The 24,386-nt window shown below is 44.7% G+C and carries 22 protein-coding genes and 1 pseudogene; 5 read left to right on the forward strand and 18 right to left on the reverse strand.

Annotation, left to right across the window (positions count from 1 at the left end; all coding sequences use genetic code 11):
- Positions 1–27 precede the first annotated feature (27 nt).
- Both iscR and trmJ read right to left on the reverse strand, forming a co-directional pair.
- Positions 28–534, reverse strand: coding sequence for a Fe-S cluster assembly transcriptional regulator IscR (gene iscR, locus R7P67_RS13215; protein WP_005381720.1), 507 nt, complete (start codon positions 532–534; stop codon positions 28–30).
- Between the two features lie 125 nt (positions 535–659).
- Positions 660–1,379, reverse strand: a complete 720-nt coding sequence (gene trmJ, locus R7P67_RS13220) for a tRNA (cytosine(32)/uridine(32)-2'-O)-methyltransferase TrmJ (RefSeq protein ID WP_238854681.1) — start codon at positions 1,377–1,379, stop codon at positions 660–662.
- A 231-nt stretch (positions 1,380–1,610) separates the two neighbouring features.
- On the opposite strand from trmJ, the gene suhB reads away from it, so the two are divergent.
- A complete protein-coding gene (gene suhB, locus R7P67_RS13225; RefSeq protein ID WP_005381722.1) occupies positions 1,611–2,414 on the forward strand; it encodes an inositol-1-monophosphatase in 804 nt (267 codons plus the stop codon).
- A gap of 70 nt (positions 2,415–2,484) precedes the next feature.
- Here the strand turns inward: suhB and R7P67_RS13230 are convergent, their stop codons facing one another.
- From R7P67_RS13230 to R7P67_RS13265, 8 genes are all read right to left on the reverse strand, one after another.
- Positions 2,485–2,796 carry a hypothetical protein gene (locus tag R7P67_RS13230; protein ID WP_017633920.1) on the reverse strand — a complete coding sequence of 104 codons (312 nt, stop codon included), beginning with the start codon at positions 2,794–2,796 and terminating at the stop codon, positions 2,485–2,487.
- 141 nt (positions 2,797–2,937) lie between these two features.
- On the reverse strand, positions 2,938–3,354 hold the full coding sequence (locus R7P67_RS13235; protein WP_017633921.1) for a hypothetical protein: 417 nt from the start codon (positions 3,352–3,354) through the stop codon (positions 2,938–2,940).
- 164 nt (positions 3,355–3,518) lie between these two features.
- Positions 3,519–4,466, reverse strand: coding sequence for a protein translocase subunit SecF (secF, locus tag R7P67_RS13240; RefSeq protein ID WP_005383689.1), 948 nt, complete (start codon positions 4,464–4,466; stop codon positions 3,519–3,521).
- A 14-nt stretch (positions 4,467–4,480) separates the two neighbouring features.
- Positions 4,481–6,337, reverse strand: coding sequence for a protein translocase subunit SecD (gene secD / locus R7P67_RS13245; protein ID WP_005381724.1), 1,857 nt, complete (start codon positions 6,335–6,337; stop codon positions 4,481–4,483).
- 21 nt (positions 6,338–6,358) lie between these two features.
- A complete protein-coding gene (gene yajC / locus R7P67_RS13250; protein WP_005381725.1) occupies positions 6,359–6,688 on the reverse strand; it encodes a preprotein translocase subunit YajC in 330 nt (109 codons plus the stop codon).
- Between the two features lie 177 nt (positions 6,689–6,865).
- Positions 6,866–8,002 (reverse strand): tRNA guanosine(34) transglycosylase Tgt, encoded by a 1,137-nt coding sequence (gene tgt, locus R7P67_RS13255; RefSeq protein ID WP_005381727.1) that lies wholly within the window; start codon positions 8,000–8,002, stop codon positions 6,866–6,868.
- A 147-nt stretch (positions 8,003–8,149) separates the two neighbouring features.
- On the reverse strand, positions 8,150–9,202 hold the full coding sequence (queA, locus tag R7P67_RS13260) for a tRNA preQ1(34) S-adenosylmethionine ribosyltransferase-isomerase QueA (RefSeq protein ID WP_262653855.1): 1,053 nt from the start codon (positions 9,200–9,202) through the stop codon (positions 8,150–8,152).
- 268 nt (positions 9,203–9,470) lie between these two features.
- Positions 9,471–10,637: a trypsin-like serine protease gene (locus R7P67_RS13265; RefSeq protein WP_053302967.1), complete on the reverse strand. Its 1,167-nt coding sequence runs from the start codon at positions 10,635–10,637 to the stop codon at positions 9,471–9,473.
- Between the two features lie 312 nt (positions 10,638–10,949).
- On the opposite strand from R7P67_RS13265, the gene R7P67_RS13270 reads away from it, so the two are divergent.
- Positions 10,950–11,399 (forward strand): CBS domain-containing protein, encoded by a 450-nt coding sequence (locus R7P67_RS13270; protein ID WP_017820562.1) that lies wholly within the window; start codon positions 10,950–10,952, stop codon positions 11,397–11,399.
- 123 nt (positions 11,400–11,522) lie between these two features.
- Here the strand turns inward: R7P67_RS13270 and aceA are convergent, their stop codons facing one another.
- The 3 genes from aceA to R7P67_RS13285 all read right to left on the reverse strand — a co-directional run bounded on the left by aceA (position 11,523) and on the right by R7P67_RS13285 (position 16,097).
- Positions 11,523–12,836 (reverse strand): isocitrate lyase, encoded by a 1,314-nt coding sequence (gene aceA / locus R7P67_RS13275; RefSeq protein ID WP_005381733.1) that lies wholly within the window; start codon positions 12,834–12,836, stop codon positions 11,523–11,525.
- Between the two features lie 120 nt (positions 12,837–12,956).
- Positions 12,957–14,585, reverse strand: coding sequence for a malate synthase A (gene aceB, locus R7P67_RS13280; RefSeq protein ID WP_017820561.1), 1,629 nt, complete (start codon positions 14,583–14,585; stop codon positions 12,957–12,959).
- A 606-nt stretch (positions 14,586–15,191) separates the two neighbouring features.
- Positions 15,192–16,097 (reverse strand): hydrogen peroxide-inducible genes activator, encoded by a 906-nt coding sequence (locus R7P67_RS13285; RefSeq protein ID WP_005383681.1) that lies wholly within the window; start codon positions 16,095–16,097, stop codon positions 15,192–15,194.
- A gap of 199 nt (positions 16,098–16,296) precedes the next feature.
- Here R7P67_RS13285 and R7P67_RS13290 point away from each other — a divergent pair, with 199 nt between their 5' ends.
- The 3 genes from R7P67_RS13290 to ppk2 all read left to right on the forward strand — a co-directional run bounded on the left by R7P67_RS13290 (position 16,297) and on the right by ppk2 (position 18,782).
- Positions 16,297–16,908, forward strand: a complete 612-nt coding sequence (locus R7P67_RS13290; protein ID WP_005381738.1) for a peroxiredoxin C — start codon at positions 16,297–16,299, stop codon at positions 16,906–16,908.
- A 283-nt stretch (positions 16,909–17,191) separates the two neighbouring features.
- The gene (locus tag R7P67_RS13295; protein WP_395228340.1) at positions 17,192–17,935 is read left to right on the forward strand and encodes a copper homeostasis protein CutC; all 744 of its coding nucleotides are present in this window, start codon (positions 17,192–17,194) and stop codon (positions 17,933–17,935) included.
- Positions 17,936–18,005: 70 nt separating this feature from the next.
- Positions 18,006–18,782 carry a polyphosphate kinase 2 gene (gene ppk2 / locus R7P67_RS13300; RefSeq protein ID WP_318086000.1) on the forward strand — a complete coding sequence of 259 codons (777 nt, stop codon included), beginning with the start codon at positions 18,006–18,008 and terminating at the stop codon, positions 18,780–18,782.
- A gap of 62 nt (positions 18,783–18,844) precedes the next feature.
- Here the strand turns inward: ppk2 and phoU are convergent, their stop codons facing one another.
- The 5 genes and pseudogenes from phoU to R7P67_RS13320 form a co-directional block, all read right to left on the reverse strand.
- Positions 18,845–19,543: a phosphate signaling complex protein PhoU gene (phoU, locus tag R7P67_RS13305; RefSeq protein ID WP_005381744.1), complete on the reverse strand. Its 699-nt coding sequence runs from the start codon at positions 19,541–19,543 to the stop codon at positions 18,845–18,847.
- Positions 19,544–19,573: 30 nt separating this feature from the next.
- Positions 19,574–20,392: a phosphate ABC transporter ATP-binding protein PstB gene (gene pstB, locus R7P67_RS13310; protein WP_005381745.1), complete on the reverse strand. Its 819-nt coding sequence runs from the start codon at positions 20,390–20,392 to the stop codon at positions 19,574–19,576.
- A gap of 2 nt (positions 20,393–20,394) precedes the next feature.
- Positions 20,395–21,708, reverse strand: coding sequence for a phosphate ABC transporter permease PstA (gene pstA, locus R7P67_RS13315; RefSeq protein ID WP_406707384.1), 1,314 nt, complete (start codon positions 21,706–21,708; stop codon positions 20,395–20,397).
- Between the two features lie 128 nt (positions 21,709–21,836).
- Positions 21,837–22,068: pseudogene (locus R7P67_RS26800) on the reverse strand (phosphate ABC transporter, permease protein PstA); the annotation flags it as partial.
- A 30-nt stretch (positions 22,069–22,098) separates the two neighbouring features.
- On the reverse strand, positions 22,099–24,303 hold the full coding sequence (locus tag R7P67_RS13320) for an ABC transporter permease subunit (protein WP_262646160.1): 2,205 nt from the start codon (positions 24,301–24,303) through the stop codon (positions 22,099–22,101).
- Positions 24,304–24,386 lie beyond the last annotated feature (83 nt).

Here is a 24,386-nt window from a genome sequence, read left to right on the forward strand (position 1 = left end):
CTCTACTCCAATGTAAAAAGCTGACCGCTAAGAGCGGACGTTTACACCGATGGGCGCGGCGGTTGTATTTTTGTTTGATAGCCCATGGGTTACCGCCAGATCAATGTCCTGACGATCAGAAATTTCGAGTACTTCATTGTCTGTCATCAACTCACCAAGAGTGATGTTATTCAAAAAGTCACTAATGCGAGAGCTTAGGTCACGCCACAGCGTGTGAGTAAGGCAACGTGTTCCACCTTGGCAATCTCCTTTACCTTGGCATTTGGTTGCATCTACTGACTCATCAACGGCAGCAATCACGGTACCAATAGCGATACTGTGAGCGTCGGCACCAAGTCGGTAACCACCACCAGGACCACGAACGCTGGCAACGAGACCTGCTTTACGCAATTTTGAAAATAGCTGCTCTAAGTAAGAGAGCGAGATCCCTTGACGCTCTGAAATATCAGCCAGAGGTACAGGGTTTTGTTGCGAATGCAGTGCCACATCCAGCATGGCTGTCACCGCATATCTTCCTTTAGATGTAAGTTTCATACCACACCGTATCCACATGGTTTGTAATGGTTAAGATTTTTCCATACCTGAGTAATTTGGTCAAGTATTTATTTGACCATTTTACTCAGGTATTCATCCTCACATCTAAAGTGGTTATTATTCACTCAGAACTTCTTTTCTATCGAAGTCAAAACGCCTCGTAGAATATTAAGTTCTTGGGTTTCTGGTCGAGCACGAGAGAACAAACGGCGCAACTTATTCATCACCTGTCCAGGTTGCTCTTTGTTAATAAACTGGGTCTCAACCATCACCTTTTCAAGATGCTCGAAGAACATTTCGAGTTCTCGATGACGCGGGTATTCGTCCGATTCATTTGGGGAAAACTGGCTTTGCTCTAAGTTCAAGTGTGCAACTCGCACTTCGTAACTGAGAGTTTGTACAGCCATCGCTAGGTTAAGCGAGCTGTACTCAGGATTAGCGGGAATACAAACATGGTAGTGGCACTTTTGTAACTCTTCGTTTGTCAAACCAGTTCTTTCTCGGCCAAACACGAGCGCAACCGGATGCTTTCGGCCTTCAACTGCAAATTTCTCACCGCATTCACGTGGCTCGAGCATTGGCCATTCTAATGTACGAGAGCGGGCGCTAGAACCCACAACAAGGCCACAATCTTCAACCGCTTCTTCTAATGTGCCGACAATCTTTGCATTTTGAGCAATATCACCAGCACCCGCAGCTAAAGCAAGAGTTTGTTCATCCACTTCACATTGTGGATCGACTAATACTAGTTGGTTTAAACCCATCACTTTCATTGCTCGAGCTGCTGAGCCAATATTGCCTGAATGAGAGGTACCTACGAGTACAATTTTTACTTGATCCAACATCTGTGTTTGCTACCTAAATTAAAACCGCAGAATGTTATCATAGTTTTTTAAGACACCCTAGAGGCAAGCAGACCTCTCTTCTCATTCTTGGTTATTGTTCTCGTCCGCAGTATGATCTGTACACTCAGTCGGCCGCAATTAGAGTAAAAAATAACCACTTCCCTTTTTGATTATCTCTGGTATACTCGCCGCCGCTTTCATTTGTTCTTTAACATCCGTTGGGAAATTCGTATGCATCCAATGCTAAACATTGCTATTCGCGCTGCGCGAAAGGCAGGCAATCATATTGCTAAATCATTAGAAAACACTGATAAAGTAGAATCTACTCTTAAAGGCACTAATGACTTTGTCACTAACGTAGACAAAGAAGCAGAATACATCATCATCGATACTATCAAGCAGTCTTACCCTGAGCACTGTATCGTTGCTGAAGAACAAGGTCTTATCGAAGGTAAAGATAAAGACGTACAATGGATCATCGACCCACTGGATGGCACCACTAACTTTGTAAAAGGTTACCCAACTTTCGCGGTTTCTATCGCTGTTCGTATTAAGGGCAAAACTGAAGTTGCTTGTGTTTACGATCCAATGCAAAACGAGCTATTCACTGCACAACGCGGTGCCGGCGCTCAACTAAACAGTGCACGTATTCGTGTTGCTCAACTAAAAGACCTTCAAGGTACTGTTCTAGCAACAGGCTTCCCATTCAAGCAGAAACAACACGCTGAGTCTTACATCAAGATCGTTGGTGCGCTATTCACTGAATGTGCTGATTTCCGTCGTAGCGGCTCTGCTGCTCTTGACCTTTGTTACGTGGCTGCTGGCCGTGTTGATGGTTACTTCGAGCTAGGCCTAAAACCTTGGGATATGGCAGCAGGTGAGCTTATTGCTCGTGAAGCTGGCGCAATCCTAACAGACTTTGCTGGCGGCACTGACTACATGAAGTCTGGTAACATCGTTGCTTCAAGCGCTCGTGGCGTAAAATCTATCCTTAAGCACATCCGCGAAAACGGTAACAGCGCGATCCTTAAGTAAGATTTGAAAGTCATATATAGCCCGTCACGCTGATGACTTTAGAAAGCCCCGCTCATTGAGCGGGGCTTTTTTATTTCGAACAATCAGCCTGTTTGTAGAAACGGTCGTAGTCAGATAAGTGGTCTATTTTTACGTGCTTAACCTTCCATATTTGTTCCTTCATTAAAAACTGCAGCGAAACCGTGACTGGCTGGTATACATCACCAAAGCCGTTTACAGAAAGACATCCAACTCCTCCATCCTCACTGTACTCTTCAAAGTAAGACAGCTCTGTAACCAAACTTGATGGGATAGATGATAAAAATGGAAATTGATGACCAAATTTTATTGGGTGAGACTTAATACTGTTCAGCTCTTCAATCGATAGATTTGGTCCTGCCATAGCTTCTACCACCTCTATATACTGCATCTTGTATAAATTATTACGTATATCAAGGTAAGTATCGTGGAGTGGACTTGCGATGCAGGGCGTTGAAACACTTAGTAAAACCGGAATAGGTAGAATTCTATTTAGCATAACCAACTAAACCCCAGCTTCACGGAGCGCTTGATCAATTTTACTCGGCTTAAATCTGTACTTACAAAGCCCCCACTCGCACTGCTCTAAAAGCTCACGGACATTTACCTGCCCAGTAACTCCAAAGGAAACAACACCAAAAAGAGAAACACTCCCACTGTATGTCAAAACACCATCACGAGTAGTTTTAAAAGTAACAGAAACGGCTTTTAATTTTATGCCCAGCTCTTCAACCATTTCTTTTGAAACTTCAAACTTAGTAAATCCAAGCTCACCAGATAAAGTTACTTTACCTGACTCATCAACTGCTAACTTGAACCTTTTCCCTCCAGTAACTAGCTTGGTGGTAACACCTTTATTGTGCTTGTAAGAAATCTCTACAAACTTCAGTAACTGTACTTTTATTTCAGCTTGCCTTGACATTATTTCCTCCCGAAATTGTTGAACATACTTCCGATATTCAACTCAATCAAAAAACTACAATTCAAGCTGGAAGTACCTCAAAAAAAAATGAAACTTTCAAATCTATCAGGCATAAAAAAACCGCTGATTGCTCAGCGGTTTTTGTTTTCGGTTCTCAATCTGCCTTATGGCATCTCGTCGAACTCTGCACCTTCTTTTTCTACTTGAGGTGGCATCAAGTGCTCTTTCTGGATACCCAGTTTCAGAGCCAGTGCTGATGCTACGTAGATAGAAGAGTAAGTACCTACAGTGATACCGAGTAAAAGTGCGGTTGCAAAGCCGTGAATCATAGCACCACCCTGCATGAACAGTGCAATTACCACGAACAAAGTCGTACCAGATGTAATCAATGTACGGCTCAACGTCTGAGTGATTGAGGCGTCCATAATGTCTGAAGGTTCACCCTTACGCATCTTACGGAAGTTTTCACGAATCCGGTCAAATACAACGATGGTATCGTTGAGTGAGTAGCCCACAACCGTCAGTAGCGCAGCTACGATGGTCAGGTCAACTTCAATTTGTAGAAACGAGAAGACACCTAGCGTGATTATTATATCGTGAGCCAATGCCATTACCGCACCAGCCGCTAGACGCCATTCAAATCGCATCGATACATAAAGCAGAATACAGATCAGCGATACCAAGATCGCTAGACCACCAGCTTCTGTTAGCTCATCACCAACATTGGGACCTACGAACTCAATACGACGCATTTCTACGCTTTCGCCAGTACCATCTTTGATAGCACCAATGATTTGGTTACCTAGCGTTTCACCAGAAACGTCATCACGTGGACGAAGACGGACCATGACTTCACGAGCACTACCGAAGTTTTGTACTGTCGCATCGCCAAAGCCTTTTGAATCTAGTGCTGCACGAATCTCTTCAAGGTTTGCTGGCTGTTCAAAACCGACCTCGATAAGCGTACCGCCAGTGAAATCTAGACCCCAATTAAGCCACTTGGTTGACAAAGTGAAGATAGAAGCAGCAATCATTATAATTGAAAAAACGAATGCTACTTTCGACCAACGCATAAAGCCGATCGTCTTCTCTGCTTTTAGAATTTGAAACATATTAATTCCCAGCCTTAGATCGACAATTTATCAACGCGTTTGCCACCGTAGATCAGGTTCACGATACAACGTGTACCAATAATGGCGGTGAACATTGAAGTTAAGATACCGATAGATAGAGTAACTGCGAAACCTTTCACCGCACCTGTACCGACCGCAAATAGAATGATTGCAGTAATTAGTGTTGTGATGTTCGCATCAGCAATCGTGCTGAATGCATTCGCGTAACCTTGGTGAATTGCTTGTTGTGGACTGCGTCCATCACGAATTTCTTCACGGATACGCTCGAAGATCAGTACGTTCGCATCAACCGCCATACCGACTGTTAACACGATACCGGCTATCCCTGGAAGCGTCATGGTAGCGCCTGGAATCATCGACATAACACCAATGATAAGCACCAAGTTTGCCATTAGAGCGATGTTTGCAATCAAACCAAAGCCGCGGTAGTAAAGCAGCGTAAATAGCATTACGGCAACCATACCCCAGATACATGCTTGGATACCCATATCGATGTTTTGCTGGCCCATTGATGGACCAATGGTACGTTCTTCAACGATAGAGATAGGTGCAATCAGTGCACCAGCACGTAGTAGAAGTGCTAGGTTGTGTGCTTCTGCAGCAGAGTCGATACCTGTGATACGGAAGTTACGACCAAGAGCCGATTGAATCGTTGCTTGGTTGATGACTTCTTCATGCTTATCCAGAATAACTTTGCCTTCAGGCGTACGACGGCCACTGTCTTTGTATTCTGCAAACACGGTAGCCATTAGCTTACCAATGTTCTTCTTAGAGAACGCAGACATCTTATTACCACCTTCGCTGTCTAGCGAGATGTTAACTTGTGGACGACCATATTCATCAACACTTGAGCTTGCATCTGTGATGCTTTGACCGCCAAGAATAACGCGCTTCTTAAGCACAACTGGGCGACCATCACGGTCCATCTTGATTTCACTACCTGCTGGCGCACGACCATTTGCCGCTGCCGATAGGTCAGCTTTATCATCAACTTCACGGAATTCAAGCGTTGCCGTAGCTCCGAGAATTTCTTTTGCACGAGCAGTGTCTTGAACACCAGGCAGTTCAACCACAATGCGACTAGCACCTTGACGTTGAACCAATGGTTCCGCAACACCTAGTTCGTTGACACGATTACGTAAAATCGTAATGTTTTGCTCAACAGCATAGTTACGGATCTCTTGTAAACGTTGCTCAGTAAAGGTGGCAGTAAGAGCGTAACGGCCATTTGAATCAGAATCGACAAAAATCATGTCCGGGTGATTCTTTTCTAGCGTTGCTTTCGCTTCTGCTAATTGCTCTTCGTTACGCAACAACACTTCTACCGCTTCTTTTCCAGAAGGGCGGATTGCACGGTAACGAATCTTGGCGTCACGAAGTTCGCTACGGAAAGCTTCTTCTTGTTGACCAACAAGCTTTTCCATCGCTGCATCCATATCCACTTCCATTAAGAAGTGAACACCACCGCGAAGGTCAAGACCTAGCTTCAATGGTGACGCGCCAATCGCTTCTAGCCAATCGGGTGTAGAAGGTGCAAGGTTAAGTGCAACAATTGTGTCTTTGCCTAGCGCTTCGCTGATGACATCACGAGCACTGATTTGTGTGTCAGTGTCGTTAAAACGAACAAGAATTGATCCATCTTCGAGAGCAATGGATTTATGAGAAAGTTGCTCTTTGTTAAGAGCAGTAGTGACAGCATCCAGCGTTGACATATCTACAGAGGCGCCACGCGCCCCTGTAACTTGAATAGCCGGATCTTCACCGTAGATATTTGGAAGTGCGTATAACGCAGCGGTGATGATGGCAAAAAGCACCATCAAGTACTTCCATAATGGATAACGGTTTAGCACAGCGAGGATCCTTTAGCTGTTTTATAGAGACTTAAGCGTACCTTTTGGTAGCACTGCAGTGATGAAGTCTTTCTTGATTACTACTTCATTGTTCGCGTTAAGCTCAATTGAAATGTAGTCATTGTCTTCAGCAATCTTAGTGATTTTACCCACTAGGCCACCGCTAGTTAAAACTTCGTCGCCTTTGCCCATAGAAGCCATTAGGTTTTTGTGTTCTTTTACGCGTTTCGCTTGTGGGCGATAAATCATGAAGTAAAAGATCACTGCGAACATGCCAAGCATGATTAGCATTTCAAAACCACCGCCTGCTGGCGCGCCTTCTGCTGCTGCGTGAGCCTGAGAAATAAACATTAAAACATCCTCATTATATTTTATTGATAATCAAACAAATTGGGCTTTCGCATTTTAGATTCAAGTCTGAGAGTAACTAATAGAGATCGCTCTCTCAAAAATAACGTGCGTTAGCCTACTTTATTAGCAAAAGCCTCTGGCGACATGCCAAAGGCTTTAATTCTTTTAGTTTTTCAATTACTGCTCTTTTGCTAGTGGTGGCACTTCACGGCCACGACGCTCATAGAACTCAGTAACAAATTCATCGAAGCGATCTTCATCAATTGCTTTACGAATGCTTTCCATCAGACGTTGGTAGTAACGCAGGTTATGGATTGTATTCAAGCGAGCGCCTAAGATTTCATTACAACGCTCTAAATGGTGAAGGTACGACTTGCTGTAGTTTTGACAAGTGTAACAGTCACAATGCGGATCCAATGGTGTTGTATCCGTTTTATGTTTCGCATTACGGATCTTGATCACACCACCAGTCACAAATAAGTGACCATTACGTGCGTTACGCGTTGGCATTACACAGTCAAACATGTCGATACCACGACGAACACCTTCAACCAAGTCTTCTGGCTTACCTACGCCCATCAAGTAGCGAGGTTTGTCTTCAGGAAGTTGAGGACAAGTATGCTCAAGAATACGGTGCATGTCTTCTTTAGGCTCACCTACTGCCAAACCACCAACCGCGTAACCGTCAAAACCGATTTCCGTTAGACCTTTTACCGACACATCACGTAAATCTTCGTAAACACCACCTTGGACAATACCAAATAGGTTGTTCGGGTTTTCTAGCTTCTCGAAGTGGTCACGTGAACGCTGTGCCCAGCGTAATGACATTTCCATCGATTTCTTCGCTTCATCGTGTGTCGCTGGGTAAGGCGTACACTCGTCAAAAATCATAACGATGTCAGAGCCCAGGTCTTTTTGAATTTCCATCGACTTTTCTGCGTCCATGAAAATCTTGTCACCGTTTACTGGGTTACGAAAGTGAACACCCTCTTCAGTGATCGTACGCATCTTACCAAGGCTGAATACTTGGAAGCCGCCTGAATCAGTAAGAATAGGACCGTGCCAGTTCATAAAATCGTGCAGGTCACCGTGCATTTTCATCACTTCTTGACCAGGACGTAGCCACAGGTGGAACGTATTACCTAGCAGAATTTCTGCACCAGTACCTTTTACTTCTTCTGGTGTCATACCTTTAACGGTACCGTAAGTACCTACTGGCATGAACGCAGGAGTTTGAACAGTGCCGCGTTCGAAAGTCAGTTGACCACGACGTGCATTGCCGTTTTTCTTCTTAAGATCGAATTTTAATTTCACGATGCCTCCGGGTGTCAGAGAAACAGTCTGACTGAGTGTTTAGGGCTCTACCCTACTTTAAGGAGCGGTCGCTTTTCCTTGCGAGAGACAAAGCAATGGATGCTTTATTTCCTAGCTTACTGCTAGCACTCGTAAATCTATTTTTAACTACGCCGTTTTCTTCTTGATGAACATTGAATCGCCATACGAGAAGAAACGGTATTTGTTTTCCACCGCATGTTTGTAAGCATTCATGGTGTTCTCGTATCCAGCAAATGCACTCACCAACATGATCAGTGTTGATTCAGGCAAGTGGAAGTTTGTGATCAAGCAATCCACTAGCTGATATTCGTAACCAGGGAAAATAAAGATTTCAGTATCGCCAAAGAATGGGGCCAGCTCAGTCCCTTTTTGCAATGCGTCTTGCGCTGCACTTTCAAGTGAACGCACAGATGTGGTACCAACAGCAATAATTCGTCCGCCACGCGCTTTCGTCGCTTTAATTGCGTCGACGACTTCTTGTGGTACTTCTACGTACTCGGCATGCATGTGGTGATCGTTGATATTTTCCACTTTTACTGGCTGGAATGTACCCGCCCCAACGTGCAAAGTAACGTAAGCAAACTCTGCACCTTTCGCTTTGATTTTCTCCAAGAGAACATCATCAAAGTGAAGGCCCGCCGTCGGTGCCGCAACCGCACCTGGCTTTTGATTATATACCGTTTGGTAACGCTCTTTATCTGCATCTTCGTCTGGACGGTCGATGTAAGGAGGAAGCGGCATATGGCCGATTTCTTCCAGAATTTCTAGTACCGTCTTATCAGAACTAAATTTCAGTTCAAATAAAGCATCATGGCGTGCAACCATTTCTGCTGAATATTCATCATTCTCGCCAACAATAATGGTTGTACCTGGTTTTGGTGATTTAGAGCAACGAACGTGCGCGAGGATGCTTTTCTCATCCAACATGCGCTCCACTAGCACTTCTAATTTACCGCCCGATTCCTTGCGGCCAAAAAGACGAGCAGGAATAACACGTGTATTATTAAACACCACTAAGTCACCGGGTTGAACTTGGCCCAATACATCAGTAAATGTGCCATCAATGAGCTCTCCGGTATTGCCGTCCATTTGCAGCAGTCGGCTAGCGGTACGCTCTAGTTGAGGGTAGCGAGCGATGAGTTCATCTGGAAGGTCGAAATGGAAATCTGATACTTGCATGTTACTTGTCTTATCTATTGGTCAAATCACGTCTAGGCGACGATAAAATTGCGACGAGTTTTTCGCAGCAGACTAGTATATGTTTACATGCTGCAATAGCAAGCAAATCACCAGAATATAGCAGTAAAAGCCATGGTGAAGAGTGTAATAAAACGTGAAAAGCCTCGATTACTTGGCACTATTTTTAATTTGAGCCCAAAAGAGAGAACATGAAAAAAGCAAAGCAGCGTATACCGCTGCTTATTAGTTTGGCATTCCAATCGCCCTATCAAACCTCACGCTTTCGCCACAAGAATAACGGCACGAATAAACCCAATAACCAAAACCCTAGACTGCCACCTTCATCATCTGAGCCTTTGAAATCACAGTTATTGGTCGCAATGCCATCGTGACACTCTTTATTGTCACCACTTTCATTGTTAGCACTTTTGATAAAATTCGGCGCAATGATGTAACGACTTGGTGGCGCATCGGCAGTGATGTAAGACTGTACCCAGTCGTAATAGTGGCTCACCTTGGTGTAGAAACTTGGGATCGTCAAAGAGCCACACGTTGGTAGAATAAGGGGGCCGCCACTAACAATACCAATTTGTTTGCCGGTCGCCACATCGACCAACGGGCCACCACTGTCACCTTTACATGCAGAGTTGCCATATTGAGTATGGCTATCTGGCTCCAATACATGGTTTTGTGTTGGTAGCGTACAAATTTTGGTTTGGTTGTCTCTTGAATCAATGATCCCCGGAAAACTGCTGCCAATTTCTAAACGCTCATAACATTTGTCGATGGGTAAAAATGTGCTAATGGTGGTTTTGAGCGTATTAGAAGGTTCAGAAGCATCCGGCTGAGTAGTCCCCCATCCAAACACTTGCACATTTTCGACACGTTGATTGGTCAGGTAATTATCATTCCAATCCGCCACCAAACGTGCTTCGATACTCTCCATGTCAACTTTACTCGCTAGGTCAGCAAAGCTCGCGTTTGCCACTGGGCGCGTGAGATACAGCAACGCGATGTCTGAATCTAAACCGGTTTGGATAGGTTTCACGTTGCCATTACTGTCGGTCTCAGCTTTTGAAATCCGAGTGTAATCCGGATGAACCACAACGTGAGACACCGGATAGAAGTTATCAAGCCCTGCAGAATTAAGTTCATACACATTCGCATTCACCGACAGCTCACCCGGCGGGGTCACATAGTAGGTTGCTTCATTGGTTCCTTGTCCCATCACCACACAGTGCGCCGCAGTCAGTACCCATTGCTCTGTCAGCATCGTTCCACCACACAGCGGAAACTCTGCCATATTACTTGCTCGCAAAGTAACGCGGTCAACAGGATCGGTTTGTTCATCTCCTAACACAATCGCCTGTGTTGATGGCACACTGAATGCCGCCACTGCCAGCGCAATAAGTTTGTTACACGTTGTTCGTTTCATCTAGGTTGCTGTCTTCAATTTGGTAAGCCTGGACGTATCTTCTTCGAGAGAAGAATCTTGGAAAATCCAGCGAATAAAAATGTGCGATTCAATTCATTGGATTACCTTGGGAACACATTCAATATCAACTAAAAATGCCAACTGACTCGCACACAAACCGACTTATTCAAATTAATAAAAACACCAATAAAACACAGATTACGCAGCCCATCAGCATTGTGCTATTTAATTGATGAAAAACGAGTTAGCTCCCAGATATACAGAAAAATATTCTCTATATTTAAGAGAAGGACAATGCCGCTGGAGGTCTCTATGATCAAGGTTGAAGACATGATGACTCGTAATCCTCATACCTTACTGCGCACGCACACCTTGCGTGATGCAAAAAGCATGATGGATGCGCTTGATATTCGACACATTCCGGTTGTTGATGCCAATAACCACTTACAAGGCTTGGTGACTCAACGCGACATTCTTGCTGCTCAAGAATCGAGCTTGCACCCAGATGAGGCTGAACAATCTTTTACTTTAGACACACCGCTCTACGAAATGATGCACACCAACATCATGACGGCAGAGCCTATCGCGGGGCTCAAAGAGAGCGCTATCTATATGCAAAAGCATAAAGTTGGCTGTCTACCTGTTGTCACCAAAGGTCGATTGGTCGGCATTATTACTGATAGTGACTTCGTGACGATTGCGATTAACTTATTGGAACTACAAGAAGAAGTGGAACCTGAAGAAATCGAGCAGGAAGAGTAGTACGCAAGCGTATTCTCTTTGTTGTAAGTTTCGTTTTTACACCGGTTAAACGAAAAAAGAGCGGCAGGGTTGCCGCTCAAAATGCCATTACTGACGCTGATTAAGGAAGTGTTTCTCTGCCAATTAGAATTGGTCTTCTTCGGTCGAACCTGTCAATGCTGTCACTGAAGAGTTACCACCTTGGATAGTATTGGTCATTCTATCGAAGTAACCTGTACCTACTTCTTGTTGGTGCGCAACAAACGTATAGCCTTTTTCAGCTGCTTGGAATTCAGGACGCTGAACTTTCTCAACATAATGACGCATACCTTCACCTTGAGCGTAAGCGTGTGCCAGTTCAAACATGTTGAACCACATGTTGTGAATGCCTGCTAGCGTGATGAATTGGTACTTGTAGCCCATGTCTGCAAGCTCTTGTTGGAACTTAGCAATGGTTTCTGCATCTAGGTTTTTCTCCCAGTTGAATGAAGGCGAGCAGTTGTACGCCAACAATTGATCTGGGTATTCAGCGTGAATTGCTTCTGCAAACTTACGTGCTTCTTCCAAACATGGCGTAGCCGTTTCACACCAAATCAAGTCTGCATATGGTGCGTAAGCCAGACCGCGAGAGATAGCTTGGTCGATACCCGCGCGAACGCGGTAGAAACCTTCTTGAGTACGCTCACCTTCAATAAAGTCTTTATCATATGGGTCGCAATCTGAAGTAATGAGATCCGCCGCATTCGCATCAGTACGAGCAATAACTAATGTTGTTGTTCCCGCTACGTCAGCAGCCAAACGAGCTGCAACGAGCTTTTGTACCGCTTCTTGCGTAGGAACTAATACCTTCCCCCCCATATGACCACACTTTTTCACCGATGCTAACTGGTCTTCAAAGTGAACGCCCGCGGCACCGGCTTCGATCATCGATTTCATTAGTTCGTAAGCGTTAAGCACACCACCAAAGCCCGCTTCAGCATCCGCTACGATAGGTAGGAAGTAATCAATACCACCTTCATCTTCAGGCGTCTTACCAGCAGCCCACTGAATTTGGTCTGCACGACGGAATGAGTTGTTGATACGCTTTACTACTGACGGTACAGAATCTACTGGGTAAAGAGATTGGTCTGGATACATCGTCGAAGCGGTGTTGTTATCCGCCGCTACCTGCCAGCCTGACAGATAGATCGCTTCAATACCTGCCTTAGCTTGTTGAACGGCTTGACCACCCGTTAGCGCACCAAGACAGTTTACGTAACCTTTTTTCGCACTACCGTTGACCAGTGACCAAAGTTTGTCTGCACCACGTTGTGCAATTGTGTTTGCAGGCACCATAGAGCCACGCAGTTCCACCACTTCCTCGGCAGTGTAAGTACGCTTCACATTTTTCCAGCGTGGGTTAGTTGCCCAGTCTTTTTCCAGAGCTTCAATTTGTTGGCGGCGAGTTAAGTTAGTCATTGGTCTATCCCTCTTTATAATTTGCACTTTATGCGTGTGCGTTGAGTTTCCGTTCTCAGGCAGTACTTCCCTATCTGCCTTGAAAATCCTTCACGTTATTGGTGTTACAGTTATTCTTTATTAATCCAGGTAGTCATAACCAGGAACTGTCAAAAAGTTGGTCAGTTCATCGCTCGTCGTGAGCCTTGCCATTAAGTCTGCTGCTTCTTCAAATCGACCCGCATGGTAGCGCTGCTCGCCAATTTCTTGCTTCACGACTTCAATCTCCTCTTTGAGATAGAGCTCGAACAGCTCTTTAGTGACCTTTAATCCGTTGTCTAGCGACTTGCCGTGTTGAATCCATTGCCAGATAGAGGCGCGTGAGATTTCTGCCGTTGCTGCGTCTTCCATCAGTCCGTAAATCGGCACACAACCATTGCCAGAAATCCAAGCTTCGATGTATTGCAGCGCAACGCGAATATTGTGGCGCATTCCGCCTTCAGTGCGCTCGCCTTCACAAGGCTCAAGCAGTTCAGCTGCTGTAATAGGCGCATCCTCTGCACGGCTCACATCCAACTGGTTGGTGCGTTCACCCAGCACAGCACTAAAGACTTCCATAGCAGTGTCAGCCAAACCTGGATGAGCCACCCAAGTACCGTCGTGGCCGTTGTTAGCTTCTAACGATTTGTCAGTCTGGATCTTGTCTAATACTTTTTGATTCTCTTTCGGGTCTTTAGCTGGGATAAATGCGGCCATTCCTCCCATCGCGAAAGCACCTCGTTTATGGCAAGTACGTACCAATAATCGCGAGTAAGCGTTTAAGAATGGCTTGTCCATCGTTACCACTTGGCGATCTGGCAGTACTCGGTCTGAGTGTTTTTTCAATGTTTTGATGTAGCTAAAGATGTAATCCCAGCGACCACAGTTCAAACCAACGATGTGTTCTTTAAGCGAGAACAGAATCTCGTCCATTTCAAATACCGCTGGTAAGGTTTCAATCAGCACAGTCGCTTTGATCGTGCCTGTATCCAAACCGAAATAGTCTTCCGTGAAATGGAACACTTCGCTCCACCACTTCGCTTCGTGATGCGATTGCAGTTTTGGAAGGTAGAAATAAGGGCCGCTGCCTTTTTGAAGTAACGCTTTGTAGTTGTTATAGAAATACAGAGCGAAATCGAATAGCGCACCTGGAATGATCTGACCGTGCCACGTAACGTGTTTTTCTTTTAAATGAAGGCCGCGAACACGGCAGATCAACACCGCTGGGTCATCTTCCAGCTGATAATGTTTGCCATTGCCAGGATTGGTGTAACTGATGGTGCCATTAACAGCATCGCGCAAGTTAATTTGACCATCTAGCACTTTACTCCATGCAGGAGACATTGAATCTTCGAAGTCTGCCATGAACACTTTTACATTCGCATTCAGTGCGTTAATCACCATCTTGCGGTCAGTTGGTCCGGTAATCTCCACACGGCGATCTTGCAGATCTTGTGGGATTCCTAGGATCTTCCAACTTCCTTCACGGATGTCTTGTGTCTCTGGTAGAAAATCTGGTAGCTCACCAGCATCAATACGTGCTTGCTTCTCTTCTCTTGCTTCCAGCAACTGTTCAACACGTCCGGCAAATTTTTCACACAGTAGAGATAAAAAGGTTTGGGCTTCAACAGGGAAAATTGCTTGATGTTCTGGAGCAACGACTCCATTCACCTCAAGCATGCCTTGGGTTTGCTTTAGTTGTTGTGTTTTTTGTTCTGTCTGAGCAAGCATAATCATTCATCCTTAACGTGCTTTATCAATCTTGGGCAGTCAGCGTAAAGCTACATTTGTAAGTTATGAACAACAAATTACATCCTTTAACTTTGTGTTCAACTCGTCTAGCCATGCCGATAGATTGCGTAATGCTACGTGTATTTTCAATCTAGACATAAGTCGTATCGGCCTTTAAATAAGCTATATCAACAAGGGGTTTAGTGAAACCCCCAATATAAACAAAACAGAAAATTCAAAGTTTTATTCCGCAAGGTAAAAACCATCTATCAAGCGCCTTATTTTGTAAGTTATTACGTAATAAAATTACATTAAATTTAAAGTCGTTTTATCATTTCAAACAAGCGTATGAATATAGACTGGTAAACAAACACCTTGTATTCACAAGGGCTGAAGAGATGTATTTAAACAGGGGTCAAACAAGGTATGCAGGGCTTTGTGTAAAATTAACATTGTGAAATTTCACTATTTTATGAAAGCTTCATCAAAGAAGAGCTGTAAAATTTTACAAGTCAAAGTTTACCAACAGAATAAAATACTAGAAAGCGCACTGTTTCCAGTGCGCTTTTAGATAAATAATGGAGAAGTAAGGGCTAATACTAATAGCTAAAGCAGCTCTGAAACGACTTCTGCAAGTTGATTAAATGTTTTCGTTCTTGACGAGCTCGGACGCCAAACTAAGCCGATTTCGCGATAAGCTTGTTTACCAGGAGGATCGATCACGACTAAATTCTGGTTATGCAGCAAGCCATGGTCGATAGCCATTTGAGGAATGAACGTTGTTCCCAAACCATTCGCAACCATTTGCACCAGTGTATGGAGGCTGGTTGCCGTAAACGGATTGATTTTTTCTTTGTCTGTTAATTTACACGCTGATACCGCATGTTCCGTTAAGCAATGTTCTTTCTCTAGTAGAAAGACGGATTCGTCAGGTAAATCCGCGTAACGAATCGGCACAGGGACCGATTGGGCTTGATTAGCGCTTATAACCATTCGAAACGGATCCTTACCCACTACTCGGCTTTCCATCCCATCAATTTCGACTGGTAACGCTAAAATAAGCACATCCAGCTCACCATGTCTGAGCGCTTGAAGTAAGTTTGTCGTCGTGTCTTCTCTTAATAAAAGATTCAGTTGTGGAAAACGGTAGTTCACCTCTTGTACCAAATCACACAGTAAAAACGGAGCAATTGTTGGTATACATCCTACTTTTAGCTGGCCTTGCATATCGTCGCCTTGGCACATACGTCCAAGCTCGACCAAATCTTGCCCTTTTGCTAACAGCTCTCGCCCCTGCTTTACTACCATTTCTCCTGTTTGGGTAAAAACCAGTGGACTTTTCTTATCTTTCTTTTCATATAAGGGACAACCTATCAATTCCTCTAAGTTTTGAATACCCTTACTTAAAGTCGACTGACTGACAAAACAACGCTCTGCAGCGTCACTAAAATGTCTTGTTTCATGCAGTGTGACTAAATAGTGTAACTGCTTCAAACTGGGCCATTTATTCATAATTGTATTTGTATCTACCGCCGTTCCAGTGATCGAGTTAAGAGTTTTGTTATTATCGTTTTTTTCGATTAACTCAATCTATTTATTTCGCTTTTTTCAATACTACAATCTGTACTATAGTTTGTCTCGTACAAACACGAACCAAACCGACACAACTGAATTCGGTTTGGAGCTAACCATACTTTTTAGGAGCAAAAAAATGGTACTAGTAGGTCGTCAAGCCCCTGATTTTACTGCAGCAGCTGTTCTAGGTAACGGTGAAATCGTTGAAAACTTCAACTTTGCAGAGTTCACTAAAGGTAAGAAAGCAGTAGTATTCTTCTACCCACTAGATTTCACTTTCGTTTGCCCATCTGAGCTAATCGCATTCGACAACCGTCTAGCTGACTTCCAAGCTAAAGGTGTTGAAGTAATCGGTGTTTCTATCGATTCTCAGTTCTCTCACAACGCATGGCGTAACACTGCTATCGAAGATGGCGGTATCGGTCAAGTTAAGTACCCACTAGTTGCTGACGTTAAGCACGAAATCTGTAAAGCTTACGACGTTGAGCACCCAGAAGCAGGCGTTGCTTTCCGTGGTTCTTTCCTAATCGACGAAGAAGGCGTTGTACGTCACCAAGTAGTTAACGACCTACCACTAGGCCGTAACATCGACGAAATGCTACGCATGGTTGACGCTCTTAACTTCCACCAGAAGCACGGCGAAGTATGTCCTGCACAATGGGAAGAAGGTAAAGCAGGTATGGACGCATCTCCAAAAGGTGTTGCAGCGTTCCTATCTGAGCACGCAGCTGACCTAGGCAAAAAATAATAGACCTTCACCCTAGCTCAACGGGTGTGATGGTTGGATGTATATAAAGCAATAAGCTAATGCGGAAAACCGCAAACGCCAATCAGTCTAAGTAAAGTCCTATCAAAGCCCAGAGCCTCTGCTCTGGGCTTTCTTTTTCCTTCAGATAAACCGCCAAAATGAGGTAACGCTTCAGCGTAAACTTTACCTCTATTTATCATCCCCTCCATACAGATTCTGCTTACTTGCCCTGTTAATATCTTAGCCACAACACCTATTTGTAACGTTAGCAGGATGAATGAACGTGGTTACTCACCTAGAAGTCTGTATTGATAATATTGAATCTCTGCACTACGCCATTGCTGGCGGCGCCACTCGGATTGAACTTTGCTCCTCTTTGGCTTTAGGCGGACTAACACCCAGTTATGGCTTTATGCAGCAAGCGGCTAAGCTTTCGAGTGTTCCAGTTTATGCCATGATCCGCCCACGCCAAGGTGACTTCTTCTACAATGAAGAAGAGATCGAAATGATGCGTTGGGATATTGAAGCAGCTCACCAATCAGGCTTGAACGGTGTCGTGTTCGGCGTGCTCACTCAAGACGGTGATATTCATATGCCTTACGCGGCTACGCTGTGTGAATTTGCTCAAGCGCTTGGCTTAGGCGTGACCTTCCATCGTGCCTTTGACCAGTGTCGTGACGCTGAAAAAGCTTTGGAAGAAGTGATCAGCTTAGGTTGTGAACGTATTTTAACCTCCGGTCTTTCGCCTTCAGCACCACAAGGGATCGATGTGCTTAGAGCTTTGGTTAAGCAAGCCCAAGGACGCATAGCAATCATGGCGGGGGCTGGCGTTAATGCGAGTAACGCACGTGCGTTAGTAGAAGACACTCAAGTTCCTGAAATCCATCTGTCAGGCAAAACCACACGCCCTAGCCAAATGACCTTTGTTGCTGAACAAAGCAAAATGGGCGCATCCGATGTCGATGATTTTTTAATCCCCATCACAAGTACACAAGCCATTACCGATGTCGTAGCAGCTCTCAAATAGACGACCGTAACCTCACGCGCATAGCTTTTGAGTGCTAACATATTGTTTATCAAGGAGTGAGGAAAGGTGTATGTCTAAATTGAAGAAAAAGGAATACGAAAAGGAGCTCAAAAACCTTCAAGTTGAGCTCGTAAAACTTCAAGAGTGGGTCAAACACAAAGGGTTAAAAGTGGTGGTTCTGTTTGAAGGACGTGATTCTGCGGGCAAAGGCGGAGTGATAAAGCGAATTACAGAAAAGCTAAACCCGCGTGTTTGTCGCGTAGTGGCTCTGCCTGCACCGACAGAAAAAGAAAAAACGCAATGGTACTTCCAACGTTACGTCGCTCATTTACCATCTGCTGGTGAAATCGTTTTATTTGACCGAAGTTGGTATAACCGAGCAGGTGTCGAAAAAGTCATGGGGTTCTGTACTCCAGACGAATACGAGGAGTTTTTACGCTCTTGCCCTGAATTCGAGAGAATGTTGCAACGCTCTGGGATTATTCTGATTAAGTATTGGTTTTCGGTTTCAGACGAAGAGCAGGAAAAACGTTTTCTAGGTCGAATTAATACGCCGATCAAACGTTGGAAATTCAGCCCAATGGATTTAGAGTCACGTCATCGCTGGGCGGAGTATTCGGAAGCAAAAGATAAGATGTTTGCCTATACAGACACGAAAAACTGCCCTTGGTGGGTCGTCCCTTCTGATGACAAAAAGAAAGCGCGCTTGAACTGTATCAGTCATTTACTAAGCCAGATTGATTACAAAGCACTTGAGTACTCACCTATCGAATTACCTGAACTCAATAAAGAAGGTTACGTCAGAGCGCCCATTGATGATCAGACCTTCGTTCCTGATAAATATTAACGTGCTTTCCTTCTCTCTAATAAATAGGCCAGCCTAAAAGCTGGTCTATTTGTTGAAGTCAGTTACTTCAGTACGTCATCAATACTTTGATCACCTAGGTGGCGTACATCTTTCCCTTTCACAAAGTAAATAATGTATTCACAGATGTTCTGGCAGCGGTCCCCCACGCGTTCAATCGCGCGTGCCGACCACATCACTTGCAGAATATTAGGGATATTTTTTGGATCTTCCATCATGTAAGTCATCAACTGACGAATCACCGCTTCATACTCGGCGTCTAGTTTGTCATCTTGTTTATGCACCTCTGCTGCCGCTTCTACATCCATGCGGGCAAACGCATCTAAAACCTGATGCAGCATATTAATTGCCTGACGGCAGAGAGGCTCTAACGACACTTGGAATTGTCGTTCTTTTGATGATGGGCTTTCAATGGCAACGTAAGCAATACGTGTCGCCACGTCACCGATACGTTCTAAATCAGTGATCGTTTTGATGATAGCCATGATTAAGCGCAAGTCTTTTGCCGTTGGCTGACGCTTAGCAATAATGCGTGTACAAGCGTCATCGATCGAGACTTCCATCGCATTCACTTTATGATCGTCACGCACAACCTTACGCGCCAGTTCGATGTCTTCTTTATGCAAGGCTTGAATAGCATACGAAAGCTGCTGTTCTACCAAGCCTCCCATGGTTAATACATGAGTACGAATCGATTCTAGCTCTACGTTAAATTGTCCTGAAATATGACGTCCAAAGTGCATGATGTTCCTTATTCCGTATAGAGTCGCGACTTAACCGTAGCGACCCGTAATGTAATCTTCGGTCTGTTTCTTCATTGGCGAAGTGAAGATCGAGTCCGCGTCAGAGTATTCAATTAACTTACCCATATGAATGAATGCAGTATGATCGCTCACTCTCGCCGCTTGTTGCATGTTATGGGTAACGATAACCACAGTATATTGAGTCTTCAGCTCATTGATAAGCTCTTCAATAGTTAAAGTTGAGATTGGATCCAATGCTGATGTTGGCTCGTCCAATAACAGGACTTCCGGCTCAATCGCCACCGCGCGCGCAATGACCAAGCGCTGTTGCTGACCACCAGATAAGCCAAATGCGTTCTCATGCAAGCGGTCTTTTACCTCATCCCACAACGCCGCCGAGCGCAAGGATCGCTCCACTGCGTCATCTAAACTGCGGCTGTTTTTTACACCTTGTAAGCGTAAGCCATAAACTACGTTTTCATAAATAGACTTAGGAAATGGATTGGGTCTTTGAAACACCATTCCCACTCGGCGTCGAAGTGTCGCAACATCGACATTAGGATGATAAACATTCTTGCCATGGAGACGCACTTTGCCTGTGACTCGACATCCTTCCACTAAGTCGTTCATGCGATTGATGCAACGTAATAACGTCGACTTTCCACACCCTGAAGGACCGATAAAAGCGGTGACTCGCCCTTTGGGAATTCGCATCGAAATATCATGCAGCGCCTGAGTTTGACCATAGAACAGATTAAGGTTCTCGATTGAGATGGCTGTTTGTTCATCCGTTAAATTATGAACATCCAATGGTGGCTCATAACCTAATGTACTATCAAAATTAAACATACTTAATCTTGTCCTAACGTTCTGTATTTTTCTCGTAAATTATTGCGAATACTGATTGCTGTTAAGTTTAGCCCGACAATCACTGTCACGAGTAAGAAAGAGGTAGCATAAACTAATGGTCGCGCCGCTTCGATGTTGGAGGTTTGAAAGCCAACATCGTAAATGTGAAAACCTAAATGCATGAACTTTCTATCCAAATGCACATAAGGGAATTGTCCGTCAACCGGTAAACTGGATGCCAATTTCACGACTCCCACCAGCATCAGTGGCGCTACTTCGCCAGCTGCACGCGCAATCGCAAGGATCAAACCTGTGATAATAGCTGGCGTCGCCATAGGCAAAACCACGCGCCATAGCGTTTCGAACTGAGTTGCACCAAGTGCCAGAGAGCCATGTCGTACGGAGCTCGGAATTCGAGTTAAACCTTCTTCTGTCGTCACAATCACAACTGGAAGCGTCAGCACAGCAAGAGTTAGTGCTGACCATAACAAACCCGGCGTACCAAAGGTTGGTGCCGGTAGCTTCTCCGCATAGAATACGTTGTCGATAGAGGCACCAATCGTATAAACGAAGAAACCTAAACCAAACACGCCATAAACAATCGATGGAACACCCGCTAGGTTTATAACCGCAATACGAATAACTCTGGTTAGAGCGTTATTCTTAGCATATTCATGTAGATAGATAGCGGCGATCACCCCAAGTGGCATCACAATGATCGACATAATGAGTACTAAGAAAACCGTACCAAATATCGCAGGGAACACGCCTCCTTCGGAGTTTGACTCTCTTGGATCTTCAGATAAAAACTTCCAAACCTGTTTTCCCCAATGCATGACTTTATCAGGCAGTGACATTTGGTTTGGATACCAGTAGTCCAAAATATCTTCGAGCGGAATCGATACTTGTAACCCGGTCATATCCTCGGCAATCAAGGCGTAGTCAGAGAGCTGAAGTCGTAAACCATCAAGTTGCAAATCTAACGTCGCAAGCGCTTTTTCTATCTGCTCTTTTTTCGTCTGATTTTCCTTTAAGAAGCTTTCTGTCAGCGTGTCATTCAATTCATGCTTGCGCTTTTCTAATCGCAACTGCTCTAGCTTCCAACCAAGCTCTTTGAGCTGATCGACCACCAAAGAATCAATCTCATGGCGCAGAGTTTCTGCATCATCAAGCTTTTTATTTAGTACCGATTGAATATCACTGGTGTATATATTATCGCCATCTTGAAACGCCACCAGCTTACCAAAGAAATAACCACCGCTACTGCGCTCTATCACCGCCCACTCTTTTGGCGTCGTGGGCTCATCCAACTGCATTTGTAATACGGAGATAAAATCGGCGGGATACAACTCTCGGTTAGCGATTTTGATACTGAGTCGCGTGGCAAAATCTTCATCGTCTTCTAACTGTTGTGCTGCGCTTTCAGGCAAATAACTCTTCGGTACAAAGCTGCGCTCATACACCTGACCAATCAGAATAGTATTTTCATGTAGCACTTCGCCTTGTACAGGAGTCAGCGCTGCAACATTCCACTGATACAAGGGCGCTGGCCAAAAGTAAGTCAGGCCTTTCCAGCCGATAAGGAGTAACAACCCTAATACCGACAACAAACTGATGCTGACTGCACCGCCTGTTAGCCATATCCACGGTGCGCCAGAACGAATCCAATTTAACACGTTATTACTCGCTCTTTATTCAAACCATTATTACAACGCACGGTACTTATCTCTCAGTCTCTGACGAACCCACTCCGCAAGCGCGTTTACTGCAAACGTAAACACAAATAAAATCAATGCAGCTAGGAACAGCAGGCGATAATGCGAACTTCCAACTTCCGACTCTGGCAACTCAACGGCGATGGTCGCCGACAGGCTGCGCAATCCTTCCAAAATATTCCAATCCATTAATGGCGTATTGCCCGTTGCCATTAACACAATCATGGTTTCGCCAACAGCGCGTCCCAGGCCCATCATAATGGCAGAAAAAATACCTGGGCTTGCAGTAAGCAAGACAACATAGATTAAAGTTTGCCAAGGCGTGGCCCCTAATGCCAAAGAGCCATCCGATAAATGCTTCGGTACAGAGAAAATGGCATCTTCGGCAATGGTAAAAATCGTCGGGATAACAGCAAACCCCATCGCTAACCCCACCACCAATGCATTGCGTTGATCGTAACCAATACCATGCTCGGTTAAGAATAAGCGCATATCGCCACCAAAGAACGTCTGCTCAATCGTAGGCGAAATCCACACTCCAAGCCCAATCAGTACCAATATGACAGGCATGAGCACTAAAGCATGCCAACCATTAGGCAGACGATTCCGCAAAGGTTGCGGTATTAATGCCCATAGCCCGCCCATAATCATGGTGCTCAAGGGCAAAACAAACAGCATAACGACGATCGTAATCAAATGATCTTCGACAATAGGCGCGAACCACAATCCCGCGAGGAAACCTATGATCACCGTCGGCAGTGCTTCCATTAGCTCAATCGACGGTTTTACTACACGACGCATGCGTGGCGACATAAAGTAAGCCGTATAAATAGCACCTAGCACTGCGAGCGGTACTGAAAACAGCATCGCAAACATCGCCGCTTTTATCGTTCCAAACGCAATAGGTACTAGGCTGAACTTAGCCTCAAAGTTATCGCTCGCCGAAGTCGATTGCCACACAAATTCAGGCTCAGGATACCCTTCGTACCACACTTCTTGCCATAATGAAGACAATGAAATTTCCGGATAGGTATTGTCCACTTCCGCAACATTTAACGCATTATTTTGCCAAGTGATTAAGTAGCGTTCATTGTTAGACATTGCTGCGATTGCGGGCGCTTGATTGTACGCACGCTTAAACAACACCAGTTTTTCACTGGTTGTATAATGGCTTTGCAACGTGCCGTTGGTGTAAAAGCTATAAAATCCTTTTCGATGAGAATCCGGCAACAAATACTTAAGCTCTGATGCCAATTTAAAATCACGAATATGCGTTAACGTGCGTTTTTCTTCTTGCAGCGTATCAAACCATTGCGACACCCGACCATCGTTGTGCGTCACCAAAAGCGAGTAAGCACCAGCCAATAAGTCTATCGTACGAACGGAATGCTTCTTATCACCTTGAGTGAGATCGACCACCTCTCGCACAGCAAATTTACGTGCGGTTTTCTTTAACACGATCAACTCAGAGCCATCGCGCAAATAAAGCGTTTCACCGTCAGGTGTCAATAACATTTGCTGAGGCGTATCAAAACCTGAAGAGAACGTAAAATCGATCGTTGTAGGAGGCGTACCCAAAGACGAAGCCACTTGCCAGCGAGCTTTCACTTCACCGCTTTGCGTCTGCCAAACAACCGTTGGTAAGGGCGTCGAAGCTGCAAATACAAACTGAGTCACAGGATCTTGAGGCGTACTTAGTGTCAGATCCATGCTGGTGTCTAGTTCAATCACTTCCGGAGGACGTGTATTTTCTCTCAACGTGGCATTAAATTCTGGCTTGAAAAGGTTCGCTTTACCCTGCCCATCAACAAATCCATACCAACCTAGCCCAGGAGCAGATTGAGAGAAAGCGACGGGTTTCTGGACGATTTGCTGTTTATACACCGCAGGTTTCGTAGGCTCGTCCATCGACAAATATTGAATCTCACCACTTTGGGTTAGGACGAACGCAAGCTGAGCGTAATCATCCACTGAAATCGCAAGTGGTGTTTCAATATGAGTGGCTCGAATGGCTTGGTTGGTTTTGATCTCCGCATCAGAAAAAAGCGGAATGATCACCATGGCGAGGTAGACAAAGATCAAAATAAGCGCCGCGAGTACGCCGACACCACCGGATGTCACTGCAAGTCGAACTAAACGATCTTTTATCAGTCGTTTCTTATCTTTTTCCTGCAATGAAAACTCGGCTTGTGCCATTTAAATCTCTACCTTTTTTGACTTAGTACTAGAATATGTCGTTAAGATGACAATTATATTACAGATCACATTAAACACCTGAA

It is taken from the genome of Vibrio sp. Vb0937, from assembly GCF_033338855.1.